Here is a 15,100-nt window from a genome sequence, read left to right as displayed (position 1 = left end):
GGAGGATGTCACAAATAGCCTAGCCGAAGCAGTTTGTATATGCTTGTATATGTAACCTGATCTGTTAGTCTCGGCCTGTTGGGGGCGCGGCTGCCAAGGAGGATTACATGCGCAACGCTTCTCTCTTTGACCTGTCCGGGAGGAAGGCGCTCGTCACCGGCGCCAGCCGCGGCATCGGGCGTGGCATCGCCGAAGCGCTGAGCGCTGCCGGCGCCGAGGTCGCTGTCACCGCGCGCAGCCTGGCTTCCCTGGAGGAAACGGCAGGGGTTATTCGTGCGGCCGGCGGCGTTGCGCATGCCGTTGCTCTCGACGTCACCGATGTCGCAAGGTGCCGGGCGGCCACCGCAGAGGCGGCACGCCTGCTCGGCGGTCTCGACATTCTCGTCAACAATGCCGGGATGGAAGAAGTCCGCCCCTCGCTCGATGTCGACGAAGCGCTGTGGGATCGGATCGTCGACACCAATCTCAAGGGGGCCTTCTTCTGCGCCCAGGCGGCGGCCCGGCAGATGCGCGACGCCGGGCGGCCGGGCGCCATCATCAATCTCTGTTCACTGACGTCGCAGGTCGGCATCCCCACGGCGGTGCCATACGGCTCGTCGAAGTCGGGCCTGCTCGGCATGACGCGGGCGCTGGCGGCGGAGTGGGCGGAGCTGGGCATCAGGGTCAACGCCATCGCTCCGGGCTATTTCCGGACTGACATGACCGATGTCTTCTACAGCAACGAGGCATGGCAGCAGTCCATGCTCGCCAAGATCCCGCAGCGCCGTTTCGGCGACCTCCGTGACCTGCACGGCATCGCCGTGTTCCTGGCATCGGATGCGGCAGCCTACATCACCGGCCAGTCCATTCCGGTGGATGGCGGTTTTCTCGCGTCGATCTGAGGCGGCTCGCCGATGGTTCGAATTGAACATATTGCGCATGTGTGGCCGGCCGGCGCATCGCTCTGAACAGAAGGAAAATCCATGTCCGACATCAGCTTCCATGACCTGTCATCCCTCGATGCCACCCAGCGGGCCGGCCTGCTCAAGCGCGCCGAGAGCGATCTGTCGGTTTTCGTCGAGAAGGTCCGCCCGATCATCCAGGCCGTCAGGGACGAGGGTGATGCCGCCCTTGTCCGTTTCGCCCGGGAACTCGACAAGGCCAATGTGGCTGAGGGCGGACTGAAGGTCACGGAAGCCGAGTTCGACGCGGCATTCGACAAGGTCGAAAAGGACGTCGTGGAAAGCATCGCCTTCGGCATCGAGAACATCAAGCATTTCCATGAGGAGCAGAAGCCCGAAACGATGTGGCTGAAGGAAGTCCGTCCCGGAGCCTATGCCGGCGACAGATACACGCCGATCGCTTCCGTCGCGCTCTATGTGCCGCGCGGCAAGGGGGCTTTTCCTTCGGTGACGATGATGACGTCGGTCCCGGCCGTCATCGCCGGCGTGCCGCAGATCGCCATCGTGACGCCGCCGACGGCGGATGGTTCGGTGGATGCGGCCACGCTGGTCGCCGCCCGCCTTGCCGGGGTTAATACCGTCTACAAATGCGGCGGCGCCCAGGCGGTGGCGGCCGTCGCCTATGGCACCGAGACGGTGAAGCCGGCGCTCAAGATCGTCGGCCCCGGCAGTCCGTGGGTGGTGGCCGCCAAGAGTGTCCTGTCGTCGATCATCGACACCGGTCTGCCCGCCGGCCCCTCCGAAGCAGTCATCTTTGCCGATGACAGCGTCGATGGCGGCCTTGCGGCGCTCGACCTTCTGATCGAGGCCGAACATGGCCCGGATTCCTCGGCCTATCTTGTGACGCACAGCCGCAAGGTCGCCGAAGCCGCCCTTGCGGCGATCCCGCAGCACTGGTCGGGCATGACCGAGCAACGCGTGGAGTTTTCGCGCGCGGTGCTGACAGGCAAGCGCGGTGGCATCGTGTTGACGGGTTCGGTCGAAGACTCCTACCGTTTCATCAACGACTATGCGCCGGAGCATCTCGAAATCCTGTCCAAGGAGCCATTCGCGCATCTCGGGCACATCACCGAAGCGGCCGAAATCCTGATGGGCCCGCACACGCCGGTTACCCTTGCAAACTTCGTCCTCGGGCCGAACGCCGTGCTGCCGACCAGCCGCTGGGCGCGGACTTACGGGCCGCTCTCGGTGACGGATTTCGTCAAGCGCTCGTCGGTCGGCTACGTCACTTCGGCAGCCTATCCGGAACTCGCCAAGCATGCCCGCAGGCTCGCCCGCTACGAGGGTTTCAGCTCCCACGAAAACGCGGTCTCGGAAATTCGCGACCGCTATCTCGCCGGCTGAGCGGAGACGATCGCGATGAAGGCGGCACGGCTTTACGGACCTGGCGATCTGCGCGTGGAGGAGATCGAAGCGCCAGGCCTTCCGGAGGCGGACTGGGTGAAGCTCAGGATCGATGCCGCCGGCATCTGCGGTTCCGATCTGCACAATTTCCGTACCGGCCAATGGATAAGCCGGTCGCCTTCGACAGCCGGCCATGAGTTGACGGGGACGGTGGTCGCACTCGGTGAGGGCGTCGATACCGTTGCCGTTGGCGACCGGGTGATTGCCGATTCCCGCTTCTGGTGCGCAGAGTGCGCGCAGTGTCGTGCGGGCAGGCGGCATCTGTGCGCCGCACTGGGCTTCGTCGGCGAGATATGCGACGGCGGCTTCGCCGAGCAAGCCGTGCTGCCGGCACGCCTGCTGCATGTCATCGATGCCGCGCTGGATGAACGGGTGGCCGCCATGGCCGAACCGCTCGCAGTGGCGCTGCACGCGGTGCAGCGCCTGCCGAAGACGGCCGGCTCGGTGCTTGTGGTCGGCTGCGGGCCGATCGGCGGCCTTGCCGCGCTGCTGCTTTCCCGGACCTTTCCCGGCACGGTTCTTGTCGCCGACCGCAATCAGGCGCGCTGCGCCCGCGTGGCGCGGGTGACCGGCGCCACGATTGTCGATCTGGACCGCGATGCCATTGCCGCCGCTACCGCCAATGCGCCGCTCCTTGCAGCTGTCGAGGCGACCGGCAGCATCGCCGCATTCACTCAGTTGCTCGGCGTTCTTGATTCCGGCAGCGCGGTGGCGATGGTCGGCATTTTCCATGGTCGTCTCGACATCGACCCCAACCTCCTGGTCGAACGCGAGATCGCATTGCTGGGATGCCATGCCTTCGCCGACGAACTGCCCGACGCCGTGCGGATGCTGGGCGAATTGAGCGACCCGCTGCTCGCCCTGATCGATCGCGAGATCGGTCTCGACGACATTCCGGCCGCCTATCAGCGGCTGTTGGCGGGGGAGAGCGACGGCTTGAAAACAATCATCCGCATGCGGCAACCTGTTGAGCCGGCGTGATTTCCGATAAATTGCCGGAAAGGATTTTTGAAATGATCGATTTGCCCGATACGGCGAGCCCCCTTTACGAGAAGGTGAAGGACTACATCCTGTCCAACATCGGTACGGGCCGGTGGGGCAAGGACCGCAAGCTGCCGTCCGAGAACGAGCTGGTGGTCTCCCTTGGTGTTTCGCGCATGACCGTCCATCGCGCCTTGCGGGAACTGACCGCGGCCGGCTTCCTGATCCGGTTGCAAGGCGTCGGCACGTTCATCGCGCCGCCCCGGCCGCAATCGACGCTGATCGAGATCAACAACATCGCGGTGGAGATCGTCGAGCGCGGCAACAGGCACCGTTCCGAAGTCCTGATCCTGGAAACGATCACGCCGACGAAGGAACTCGCCCTGTCGTTCGAACTCGCCAAAAAGAGTTCGATCTATCATTCGGTCGTTGTCAATTTCGAGAACGACCTGCCGGTGCAACTGGAGGAGCGTTTCGTCAATCCGGGGCTGATACCGGACTACGACAAGCAGGATTTTTCAAAGACGGCGACCTACGACTACCTCATGCAGAAGACGCCGGTGACCGAGGTCGAGCACATCATTTCCGCCGTACCGGCGGACGCCGAGACGGCCCGGCACCTGAACATAGATGTCGGCAGTTGCTGCCTGTTCCTGCATCGCCGGACATGGACGGGCGCGGTCGTGGCCACGATCAGCAAGCTGACCTATGCCGGCAGCCGCTACTCGCTCGGCAGCCGGTATTCCCCTTCCAGAGCAAGCTGACAGGACGAGCAAGGCGAAACGCAGAGGCTTCATTGCAAATGTATGTACATGTATTGATGATGGTAGTTCGGCCGTCGGCGGTCTGCTCCGCCGGAAGGACCGACCCATGACGCCCACTTCGAGCCGCACGGCGCGGATCCGGGCTCTCGCGCAGCATGATGTTGCGGAGGCGCAGCGCGCGCTTTCAGCATTGTTGGGCGACCTGTTCGGGATGAATCCGGACAACGTCCGCATCAACTTCGACAAGTACAGCCTCAATTCGCTGAATGGGTTCTTCGACAGCGACGGCAAGGCCTACTTCTTCAAGTTCCATCAGGAGGAGCGGGAAGAGGCGATGGCGGGGGAGTATTACCGGGCCGAGATACTGACGAGCGCCGGCCTGCCGGTCGACCAGCCGGTCCATATGTCCACCGAGCCGGGCGAACAGATTCTCGTCTATGACAGACGCACGGATCCCAGATTTTCGGATGTGCTGTTTGCGCTGGATGCCGAGGATGATCCCGAAAAGCGGCGCCAGGCGGTGCTTGCCGAACGCGATCTCTGCGCCAAACTGCTCGATGTCTATCGAGAGACGCTGCATCCGGTGACCATCGCGCAAGTGTCGGCGGAGCCGATCCACAGGCTCTTCCACGAGCGGCTGATCGATGCCGATACGCGCGCGTCGCCCGGTGGCCGCCTCGCCGATTTCTATATCGGCAAACGGTTCATCTTTCCGGATGTCGAACTCGACTGGGGTCGGCTCTGCCGGTTGAAATTCGTCGTCAATGGCCGGCCTTATCAGAGCAGTATCGGCGAACTCTTCGACGCGGCGGCGACAAGGCTGCGGCCGGAAAGGCTGGCCGATGCCGGCGGCGTGGTCGCGCATGGTGATGCCCACAACGCCAATGTCTGGTACGTCGAGAGAGCGGGAAGGGCGCAACTGTCCTTCTTCGATCCGGCCTTTGCCGGCTCGCATGTCCCCACGCTGCTGGCTGAGGTGAAGGCGACGTTCCACAACATCTTTGCTCATCCGTTCTGGCTCTACGATCCGGTTGCCGCGACGCAGGCTTTTCGCGCCCAGGCGCGGCTGGAGGGCGATCATCTTCATGTCGACACGGATTGGGATCTCAGTCCTGTCCGGCGCGATCTGCTGGAGGTCAAGGCGACGGCGTTGTGGCGACCCCTGCTATTGGAGCTCAAACGTCGTGACATGCTTCCAGCCGACTGGCGAACGGTGTTGCGCCTAGGACTTTTCCTGTCGCCGACCCTGGTGATGAACCTGAGGGCAGGCGCGCGCAGCCACACGCCGGTTTCCTCGCTCATTGCCTTTTCGGTCGCGGTCATGGTCGGCAGCGAACCCGATGGCGGAGCCGACCGGATGACCGATTTTCTCGATCGGATAGATCCTGAAAGAGCGTGAACCGGTACCACGCAAGGCGGGGCGATGCATCAGGTCGGGCGGGAAAAGAAGGTCACCTTAACTTGTATATGCATGTATGTATTTTAGCCTTGACATCCGCTGTCGCTGACGCTGAAATATCCCTGCATTTCACCATGAAGTGGCGGGCAAGACGCCGAGGCACAGTGCCGCAAGAGCTGAAACCCGCATTCTCACCAGACCGCGCGCCTGGGTAAAAAGCGGTCCGATCATCAAGGGGAACTAGAGATGACGCTTAACCTGACAGGACAATTCCGCGCGTTCGTAATGGCCGCCGCCATTGGGCTCGCCGCCGCGCCGGCGGCTCGCGCGGCCGATGCGGCCATTCCCACCACGCCAGAGGCCGGGTCGTTCAAGATCGGCATCGAGCCCTGGCTTGGATATGGCCAATGGCACGTCGCCGACGCCAAGGGACTGTTCAAGGCCAACGGCCTTTCGGACGTCCAGATCGTCAATTTCGCCGAGGACAAGGACATCAACGCCGCGCTTGCGAGCGGCCAGCTCGACGCCGCCAACATCGCCACCCACACCGCGATGGGCATGGTCGCCGCCGGACTGCCGGTGAAGATCGTGCTCCTGCTCGATGTCTCCATGACGGCTGATGCCATCATCGCCGGCAAGGACGTCACGTCCATCGCCGACCTCAAGGGCAAGCAGGTCGCCTTCGAGGAAGGAACGACGAGCGACATCCTGCTCAAATACGCGCTCGCGAAAAACGGCATGTCGGTCGCCGACGTCCAGCCGGTCCCGATGCCCGCCGCCGATGCGGGCGGCGCCTTGATCGCCGGCCGCGTGCCGGTCGCCGTCACCTACGAGCCGTACCTCACGGTCGCCATGGCGCAGAACAAGGACGTCAAGCTGCTCTTCACCGCCGGTGAGGATCCCGGCCTGATCAGTGACGTGCTGGTGGTGCGCGATGACGTGATCAAGTCGAAGCCCGGCCAGGTTCTGGCCATGATCAAGAGCTGGGACGCCGCGCTCAAGGACTATAACGCCGACACCGCGGGAGGCCGCGCCATCATCGCCAAGGCGGTCGGCTCCGACGTCAAGGACCTCAACACCGCTTTCGACGGCGTGCGCTACTACTCGCTTGCCGAAAACAAGACCGCGCTCACCGGCGAGTTCACCACCAAGACCTTCGGCGACGTCGAGGCGGCCGCGAAGAACGCCAAGCTGCTCCAGGCCGACGTGACGCCGGAGCAGATGATCGACCCGTCTTTCGTCAAGGCGGCGCAATGACAAGGCCGGATCGGGGTGGTAACGCAGATGTCCGCTGAACACCCCGCGAAAGCCGGCCCGGCGCCTTCTTCGCCGAGCCCGGTGGCCGGCAAGGCCACCCGCCGCCGATCCTCCGGGATCGGCGTGCCGATCTCAAGGTCCCGCTTCCTGATGATAGCGGTGGCTGTCTTTGTCGGCCTCGGCCTTGCCTGGTGGGCGGCGACCGGGTTCGAATGGGTAAAGCCCATCTTCCTGCCGTCGCCGGGCAGCGTCGCGGCCCAGATCGCCAAGCTCGCAACCGATGGCACCTTGCTGCTGGACCTTCAGGCCTCGATCTACCGCATCTCGATCGGCTTCCTTCTCGCCTCGGCACTCTCCATACCGATCGGTGTGCTGATCGGCAGTTTCCGTACCTGGGAAGCCGCCATCGAGCCGTTGGTGGATTTCATCCGCTACATGCCGGTCGTTGCTTTCGTGCCGCTTTCCATCCTTTGGGCCGGCACCGGCGACACGCAGAAATTCCTCATCATCTTCATCGGCACCTTCTTCCAGCAGGTGCTGATGGTCATGGACAATGTGAAGCGTGTGCCCGCCGATTTCATAGGCCTTGGCCGCACGCTCGGCCTGCCTGACCGCAAGATCCTGACGCGCATCGTCGTACCCAGCGCCCTGCCGGGTATCTGGGATACGCTGCGCATCAGCCTCGGCTGGGCATGGACCTGGCTTGTGCTGGCCGAACTTGTCGCGGCGACGTCCGGGTTGGGCTATCGCATCACCGTGTCGCAGCGCTATTTCCAGACAAACACCATCATCGGCTACATCCTGCTGCTCGGCATGCTCGGCCTCATCACCGACCAGGTCATGAAGGCCCTGGAAAAGATACTGTTCCGGCAGGAAGGCCACTCGCAATGAGGACCAGCCGATGAATGCTCCCAAGTTGCGCATCGCCGGCCTCCACAAGAGCTTCGGCACGGGAGAGCGCCGCACCGAAGTGCTGCGCGACATCAATCTCGACCTCGCCGACAATGAGTTCGTCTCGCTCGTCGGCACGTCGGGCTGCGGCAAGAGCACGCTCTTGTCGATCGTCGCCGGGCTGCAGGATTTCGACGCCGGCGAACTCAGCATCGATGGCGCGCCGATCCTGCAGCCGGGCCTCGACCGCGGCGTCGTCTTCCAGTCCTACACGCTGCTTCCGTGGCTGACGGCGCGGCAGAACATCGAGTTCGCCCTCAAGGCCGCGGGCTATGATCGCTCCGCCTGCCGCGAAATCGCGCTGGAGCATCTCGACCTCGTCAAGCTGTCGCACAGCGCCGACCGCTTCCCGTCTGAACTTTCAGGCGGCATGAAACAGCGCGTCGCCATCGCGCGTGCGCTGTCCTATCGCCCCAAGATGCTGCTGATGGACGAGCCCTTTGGCGCGCTCGATGCCCTGACCCGGCACCAGATGCAGGAACTGCTGACCCAGATCTGGGAAGAGCACAGGCTGACCGTGCTGTTCGTCACCCATGACGTGGAGGAGGCCGTCTACCTGTCGGACCGCATCGTCGTCATGGGTATCGGCCCGGGGCGCATCATGCGGACCTTCAACGTCGGCATCGAGCGTCCGCGCCGGGAAGAGGTGATGGAAACCCCGGCCTTCATGGATTTGCAGCGCGACGTTCACAAGGCCATCCGCGAAGCCTCGAAGCGTCCCGAAATGGCGTAGAGCAATTCCAGCCTCCGGGCGATCAAGGCCTGCCGGTCCCATCGGCCATGGTGCTTGACTAGGCGACCATGGCCGGACAGGGATTACAGTATTCCGAACGGGCCATAATAGGGCCGGTAGGGGACGCAGAGCCCGAGCGCCAGTTGAACAGGCCCGCAATAGTCGTAGTAGCCGCCGTAGTAACCGCCGCCCCTCCAGCCGCCGCCAGCCCAGTGCCGGTGACCGTAGCCACGACGATAGGCATATCGATGCCCGCCATTGAAATGGTTGCCGCGGAAATGGTTCATGGCGTGACCGCCGCCATTATGCCGGAAGACGGCGGCGTCGGCGGAGGTGGTGGATGACGTCGCGCCGGCAGCCAATGCCAGTACGAACGAGCTTGCCAGGATCAATTGCCGTTTCATGAGCTTTACTCCACTTGTTTGCGATGTCTCGCATGGGAGAAAAACGGCCTCGTCAGGGCACACGTTCCTTCACGAAATCGGGACGGGGATGGAAGAGCGGCACGAAATCACGGGGAGCGGCCCGGCAACTTGCCGAGCGGCCGCCCCGGAGCAGTGCTGTGAAAAACGTGTAACGGGTCCCCTGGGGAAATGCCTAAAAAACAAAGCGTTGGAGCCGTCCAGAAATCCCTGGAACGCTGAACGTTGACAACCTGGCGGACGTCAGGCAGTCGGCAATCACGGGCCGTGAGGACCACAGAACCCGATCGTCCATTCGATGGTTCCGCAGATATCGCCCGGCTGGCCGCGATAGCTGCCATAGCCGTTGTAGTAGCTGCCCATCCATCCCTGGTCGCCGGTAGAATTCTCCGCGGTCCAGCCACCCAACCAGCCGCCGCGGCGTTCGTGCCCACGGTGAGAGGCGTCCGTATAGCCCGCTCCTTCACGGGCGGAAGCGCCGACAAGATGGTGCCTGTTGTGTTTGATGACGGCTGCATTGGCGCTGGTGGCGAGCGGGCTGGCGCCGGCAACCAGCATCAAGGCGATGGAACCAAGAAATACGCTTTGCCTTTTCATGAGCATGTCTCCTCTGCGTTCAGAATATATGGGAAGGAGCCTGCGGTCTGGCCTCACACTTTCCATCACAAAATCGGGACGGCGGGAACTCGGGCGTAAAGGTGCTCCCGGACACCTCGTGACCTCGACGCCGGGATGTGCCCTGCAGTCGCCAGCGCCGGTCAAGATTAGTTGACTTCCACCGAGATGGAAAAACCTACTCCTGGCCTATTTGTCGGACCATAAGACGACCGCATGATGATCTCGGACCTCGGCTGACACAGCCAGGGCACTTCCTGCCCTCGAACCAGGGCACCTCGGCTGGAAAACATAAGCTATTTGCATGACGGAACTGGCTACAGCATTGGAACAGCCGCAATTTGCCACCGATCGCGACCCGAGGCTGCGGCTGATCATTCCGATCATCGTCGCCATCGCCTTTCTGATGGAGCAGCTCGATTCCACCATCATCACCACCGCGATCCCGGCCATCGCGCAAAGCCTCGATACGACGCCGGTCCGGCTGAACCTCGCAATCACCACCTATATCCTGACGCTTGCCGTGTTCATTCCCGTCAGCGGCTGGTTCGCCGACAGGTTCGGCGCGCGCAGGGTTTTCGCGCTGGCGCTTTTCACCTTCACCCTTGGCTCGGCGCTGTGCGGCATGGCCGACAGTTTCGGCATGCTCCTGGTCATGCGCGGCCTGCAGGGGCTGGGCGGCGCGATGATGACGCCGGTCGGTCGGCTGATCCTGTTGCGCAGCTTTCCGCGCAGCGGGCTGATCACCGCAATGACCTACATGACCCTGCCGGCCATCATGGGACCGGTCATCGGGCCGCTGCTCGGCGGACTGCTGACCACCTACGCGTCCTGGCGCTGGATATTCTACGTCAACGTGCCGTTTGGCTGTATCGGCATTCTGGCGGCGCTGCGCTTCGTCGATGATTTCCATGGCGAGGCAGTGCAACGCTTCGATATCCCCGGTTTCCTGATGGTGGGGATCGGCGTGGCGCTTCTCCAGTTCGGATTGGAAAACATCGGCCGGCCGATCATCCCTTCCTATGCGACGCTGATCGTGCTGGCCGCCGCCGTCTTGCTGTTGCTCGCCTTCGGCCGCTACGCGCGCCGCGTCGCGGCGCCGGCGGTCGACCTGACGCTTTTCCGGTTCAGATCCTTCTGGGTCGGCACACTGGCGGGAGGCCTGTGCCGCGTCGGCCTCAACGGCGTGCCGTTTCTCGTGCCACTGATGTTGCAGGTCGGCTTCGGCATGAACCCGGTCACCTCGGGTTCCCTGACATTCGTCGGCAGTTTTGGGGCGTTGCTCATGCGCCCGCTGCTGTCGCCGCTGCTGCGGCGCTTCGGTTTCAGCGTCGTGCTGATCGGCAGCGCGGTGGTCGGTTCGGCGACCGTTGCTGGCTTCGCCCTGATGAGCGCCGACACGCCGCACTGGCTGATCGGCTTCTATGTCTTCCTGTTCGGCATCGTCCGGTCGGCGCAGTTCATGACCTCAAACACCCTGTCTTATGCCGATCTGCCGGCCGACAGGCTCAGCCGCGCCACCAGCCTGGGCGGCGTGCTGCAGCAGCTCAGCGTTTCGCTTGGCGTTTCGATTGCCGCCATGCTGCTCGGCCTGATCGCGGGCGAGGGCCATGTACTCACGCCGGAGCGCTTTCACCAGGTATTCCTGCTGACCGCGGTCATTCCCCTGCTTTCCATCCCAGGGTTCCTGTTCCTGCATGTGGAGGACGGTGCGCAGGTCAGCGGCCATGCCAGACGGCCAGGACAAAGCCAGGACTGAGCGGCAGGCGGTCCGCTGCCGCACCTTGCCCGCATGTCACGTCGCTTTGCCGACCGCCGCATCCATCCCGATCTCCTCCTCGGAAATGTCGTCGAAGGACGCGTAGTTCATGTTGTAGAGACGGGCGTAAAGGCCCTTTCTTTCCATGAGCTGTTCGTGGTTTCCGCTCTCGACGATCTCGCCATTCTGCAGGACGATGATGCGGTCCGCGCCGCGTATTGTGGCCAGGCGATGCGCGATGACGAGACCGGTGCGGCCTTCCAGCAAGGTCACCAGCGCCTTCTGGATCAACATCTCCGTGTAGGAATCGATGCTGGCGGTGGCTTCGTCCAGCACCAGGATCTTGGCGTCTGCCACGAGCGCCCGCGCGAAGCTGATCAACTGGCGCTGGCCAAGCGAGAGATTGCCGCCGCGCTGCTCGAGCTCGGTATCGTAGCCGTGGGACAGCTGTTCGATGAAGTCATGGGCGCCGACGGCCTGTGCCGCGCGCATCACCTCTTCGCGACTTGCACCGGTCTTGTGGTAGCGGATGTTCTCAAGCACCGTGCCCGAAAACAGGAAAGGCTCCTGCAGCACCATGGCCACCTGGTCGCCGAGCGAATCCTGTGTCAGGTCGCGCACGTCATGGCCGCCGACCAGCACCTCGCCTGACCAGACATCGTAGAAGCGGTGTACAAGCGCCATCGAGCTCGATTTGCCGGATCCGGTCGGCCCGACGAGCGCCACCGTCTCGCCCGGATTGACCCGGAATGAGATGTTCTTCAGCACCGGCTGGTTCGGCCGGTAGCCGAAGGTGACGTTCCTGAACTCGACCGAACCGTCCATGTCGCGCGACAGCGCCACCGCGTTCTCCTTGTCGCTGACATCCACCGGCACGTCGAGCACTTCGGAGATGCGCTGGCCCGAAGCCATGGCGCGCTGCATCACGCTGTACTGCATGGTGAGCGAGCGGATCGGGTCGAAGAAGCGCTGGATGTAGAACAGGAACGCCACCATGACGCCGACATCGAGGCTGTGCGACAGCACCATTGAGCCGCCGACGACGATGACGGTCGCCATGGCGATGCCTGTCAGCGTGTCGACGATCGGCACCATAACCTGCGCGTATTTCGCCGACCGCAGATGCGCGTTGAGATTGGCCAGCACCTTCTCGTCATAGAGGTCGAAATTGACATGCTGACGCTCCAGGCTCTGGACCGTGCGCACGCCGTGAATGCCTTCGGCCAATGCGCCGTTGGCGATCGAGTTGGTCTCGTGGGCGGCCATGAAGGCGACCTTGGCGCGCGGCAGCCAGAACAGGCGCACGACGAACAGCATCGGCATGGTCGACAAGGTGAGCAGCCCGAGCCGGAAGTCGAGCCACAAAAGCACGGTGACGATGCCGAACAGGAGCACTATGTCGCCCACCGACATGACGGAGGTTTCGAGGAACTCCTGCATCGAATTGACATCGCCCTGCAGGCGCGACATCAGCCGGCCGACCTCGGTCTTGTCCATGAAGCTGAGCGAGACGCGTTGCAGATGGCTGAACATGGCGCGGCGCAGGTCGGACAGCACGTTCTCGGCCACCTTGCCGACGACGCTTTCCTGCACATGGCTGGCGGCGTAGTTGATGAGGATGATCGCGGTGAAAGAGACAATCGACCAGATCATGACCGAGCGGTCGAGCCTGCCGGGCGCCATGCCGTGGTCGATGGCGTAACGGATGACCAGCGGTATCGCCAGCTGCGTCAGCGTGAACACCAGCACCGCCGCGACCGAGACGAAGATCCGGGCCTGGTAAGGTTTGACGAAGCTCCAGATGCGCCGCACGATGCGTGGATCATAGGCCTTGCCGAAGACCTCTTCCTCGTCGCGATGCGAACCGACGACAGCCCTTGTCGGCCGCCCGCTTTTGTCTTCCTTGTCGTCGTCGTCCTGCGTCGACATCATGCGGCTCCCTCGAGCCGATCTTCGTCCGGCCGCAGCTGCAGGTCGTAGAGCGCGCGGTAACGTCCGCCGAGCGCCAGCAGTTCTTCATGCGTGCCGCGCTCGACGATCTGCCCGCCTTCGACGAACAGGATCTGGTCGGCATGCATCAGCGAACTCAGCCGGTGCGAGATGATCAGCGTCACACGATCCCTGGCAAAACGCTTCATCGCCGCGCGGATACGCTGCTCGGTGCCGGCGTCGACGGCCGCCGTGGAATCGTCGAACACCAGCACCGACGGCCGCAGCATCAGGCTGCGCGCGATGGTCAGGCGCTGCCGCTGGCCGCCGGAGAGCGACGCGCCGCGTTCACCGACGACCGTCGTGTAGCCCGCCGGAAGCCCGATGATGTAATTGTGCAGTTGGGCGTATTCGGCGGCCTGGCCGATGCGGGTCTCGCGCGCCCATGGATTGCCGTAGGCGATGTTGTTCTCGATCGAGGTGGTGAACAGGAACGCATCCTGCTGCACCACGCCGACCGTCTTGCGCAGCGATTGCAGCGTGACGGTGCGAATGTCCTGTCCGTCTATGGTGATCGCGCCCGAGGTCACGTCGTAGAAGCGCGGGATCAGATGCGCGATGGTCGACTTGCCGCTTCCGGGCGGACCGACGATGCCGACGGTCTCGCCGGGCCTGGCTTCGAACGAAATGCCCGACAGCGCCGGCCTGCCGCCCGCGCCTTCATAAGTGAAGCCGACATTATCGAAGCGCAGCACACCTGAGGTGACGATGAGCTCCCTGGCATCGGGCGCGTCCTCGATATCGAGTTCGGCGTCGAGCAGTTCGAACAGCCGCGTGCCGCAGGTCGAGGCGCGCGCGAACGAATTGACCATGAGGCCGAGCTGGCGCACCGGCATCTGCAGGATGGTCATGAAGGTGAGGAACTGCGCCAGCGTGCCGACGCTGATCTGGCCGACGATAACCTTTTGGCCGCCGAACCACAGAACCAGCCCCATGGCGGCCAGGAAGGAAAAATTCATGGCGCTGGTGTTGGAGACGCGGATGTCGACGCGTTCATTGGCCAGCTCCAGCGCAGCCTGCTTGGCGCGATCGAATTTGGCCAGCTCATGCAGTTGGGCAGCGAAGGCGCGCACGACGCGGATGCCGCCAAGGTTCTCGTCCATCACCCGGCTCAGCACCGACAGGCGCTCCTGCAGGGTCAGCCAGGTGCTGCGCAGCCTGAGCTGGGTCACCGAGGAGCGCCAGGCGACGAACGGCACGAAGCTCAGGCTGAGCAGGCCGAGCACGGGATCGGTGCTGATCAGCAGGTAGGCGCCGACGCCGATCAAAACGCCGAGCAGCACCACGCGCAGGATGCCGGTGGAAAAGAACATGCGCACGCCGTCGAGATCGAGCAGACCGAGCGTGATGAGATCACCCGTATGGACGCGGTCGTGGAAGGAGAAGCTCAGCCGCTGGATCTTCTCGTAGAAGGCGAGCCGCAACTCATAGCCGGTCCGGTGGCCGACGGCCTCGCCATAATAATTCTGCGCCATCGTGAAGAGACCGCGCAGGATGCTGACGACCAGCAGCGTCAGCGCCGTGTTCCACAGCGCCTGCTCGGCGGCCGTGCCGGCGCCGGCGGTCATGACGCCCTGCGCCTGGTCGATGGCGCGTCCGAGCAGTCGCGGAATGAAAAGCTGCAGCGTCGCGGCGATGAAGGTCGAGACGAGCGTGATGGCGACCTGCCAGGGATGGCGCAGCGTCATGCGCACGATGCGCAGCAACGTGCTGAGGCCCTTGCCCCAGGAGGCTTCGGCCACATGGGCAAACGATTTGCCGCGCTTCTGCGCGCTGCTGGTTGCATCCGTTTGCAAGGAAAACGTCCAGACCAATCCGGACATTAGTCCGGATGAATGTAGCAGACTCAACGAGATAGCCGATGTTACGCGTGTCTTGCCAGCTC

The 15,100-nt window shown here is 63.4% G+C and carries 13 protein-coding genes; 9 read left to right on the top strand and 4 right to left on the bottom strand.

The annotated features are described in order from the left end of the window. Positions 1-107: 107 nt before the first annotated feature. From FFS37_RS20005 to FFS37_RS19970, 8 genes are all read left to right on the top strand, one after another. A complete protein-coding gene (locus FFS37_RS20005) occupies positions 108-881 on the top strand; it encodes an SDR family NAD(P)-dependent oxidoreductase (RefSeq protein ID WP_137932687.1) in 774 nt (257 codons plus the stop codon). An 81-nt stretch (positions 882-962) separates the two neighbouring features. Beyond that, positions 963-2,285: a histidinol dehydrogenase gene (gene hisD, locus FFS37_RS20000; protein ID WP_137932686.1), complete on the top strand. Its 1,323-nt coding sequence runs from the start codon at positions 963-965 to the stop codon at positions 2,283-2,285. A gap of 15 nt (positions 2,286-2,300) precedes the next feature. Next, the gene (locus tag FFS37_RS19995; protein ID WP_137932685.1) at positions 2,301-3,326 is read left to right on the top strand and encodes a zinc-dependent alcohol dehydrogenase; all 1,026 of its coding nucleotides are present in this window, start codon (positions 2,301-2,303) and stop codon (positions 3,324-3,326) included. Between the two features lie 32 nt (positions 3,327-3,358). After that, positions 3,359-4,090 (top strand): histidine utilization repressor, encoded by a 732-nt coding sequence (gene hutC / locus FFS37_RS19990; RefSeq protein ID WP_137932684.1) that lies wholly within the window; start codon positions 3,359-3,361, stop codon positions 4,088-4,090. A 106-nt stretch (positions 4,091-4,196) separates the two neighbouring features. Then, positions 4,197-5,489 carry a hypothetical protein gene (locus FFS37_RS19985; RefSeq protein ID WP_137932729.1) on the top strand — a complete coding sequence of 431 codons (1,293 nt, stop codon included), beginning with the start codon at positions 4,197-4,199 and terminating at the stop codon, positions 5,487-5,489. Positions 5,490-5,735: 246 nt separating this feature from the next. After that, positions 5,736-6,746, top strand: a complete 1,011-nt coding sequence (locus FFS37_RS19980) for an ABC transporter substrate-binding protein (protein WP_137932683.1) — start codon at positions 5,736-5,738, stop codon at positions 6,744-6,746. 27 nt (positions 6,747-6,773) lie between these two features. After that, entirely contained in the window at positions 6,774-7,637 is an 864-nt protein-coding gene (locus tag FFS37_RS19975) for an ABC transporter permease (protein WP_137932682.1), read from the top strand. A gap of 10 nt (positions 7,638-7,647) precedes the next feature. Then, positions 7,648-8,430, top strand: a complete 783-nt coding sequence (locus FFS37_RS19970) for an ABC transporter ATP-binding protein (protein WP_137932681.1) — start codon at positions 7,648-7,650, stop codon at positions 8,428-8,430. An 83-nt stretch (positions 8,431-8,513) separates the two neighbouring features. Here the strand turns inward: FFS37_RS19970 and FFS37_RS19965 are convergent, their stop codons facing one another. Both FFS37_RS19965 and FFS37_RS19960 read right to left on the bottom strand, forming a co-directional pair. Continuing rightward, positions 8,514-8,834, bottom strand: a complete 321-nt coding sequence (locus FFS37_RS19965; RefSeq protein WP_137932680.1) for a hypothetical protein — start codon at positions 8,832-8,834, stop codon at positions 8,514-8,516. Positions 8,835-9,110: 276 nt separating this feature from the next. Then, positions 9,111-9,449 carry a hypothetical protein gene (locus FFS37_RS19960; protein WP_137932679.1) on the bottom strand — a complete coding sequence of 113 codons (339 nt, stop codon included), beginning with the start codon at positions 9,447-9,449 and terminating at the stop codon, positions 9,111-9,113. A gap of 322 nt (positions 9,450-9,771) precedes the next feature. Between FFS37_RS19960 and FFS37_RS19955 the strand changes: the two genes are divergently transcribed. Continuing rightward, positions 9,772-11,226 carry a DHA2 family efflux MFS transporter permease subunit gene (locus tag FFS37_RS19955; RefSeq protein ID WP_137932678.1) on the top strand — a complete coding sequence of 485 codons (1,455 nt, stop codon included), beginning with the start codon at positions 9,772-9,774 and terminating at the stop codon, positions 11,224-11,226. Between the two features lie 36 nt (positions 11,227-11,262). Here the strand turns inward: FFS37_RS19955 and FFS37_RS19950 are convergent, their stop codons facing one another. Together FFS37_RS19950 and FFS37_RS19945 are read right to left on the bottom strand one after the other, a co-directional pair. Further along, the gene (locus FFS37_RS19950) at positions 11,263-13,155 is read right to left on the bottom strand and encodes an ABC transporter ATP-binding protein (protein ID WP_137932677.1); all 1,893 of its coding nucleotides are present in this window, start codon (positions 13,153-13,155) and stop codon (positions 11,263-11,265) included. Then, positions 13,155-15,038: an ABC transporter ATP-binding protein gene (locus tag FFS37_RS19945; protein WP_408631440.1), complete on the bottom strand. Its 1,884-nt coding sequence runs from the start codon at positions 15,036-15,038 to the stop codon at positions 13,155-13,157. Before FFS37_RS19945 ends, FFS37_RS19950 begins: the two co-directional genes overlap by 1 nt. Positions 15,039-15,100: the final 62 nt, after the last annotated feature.

Origin of the sequence: Mesorhizobium comanense (assembly GCF_005503535.1) — a bacterium.
GTDB lineage: Bacteria > Pseudomonadota > Alphaproteobacteria > Rhizobiales > Rhizobiaceae > Mesorhizobium > Mesorhizobium comanense.
Note: the sequence above shows the minus strand (reverse complement) of the source record. Positions and strands in the feature narration are given on the sequence as shown.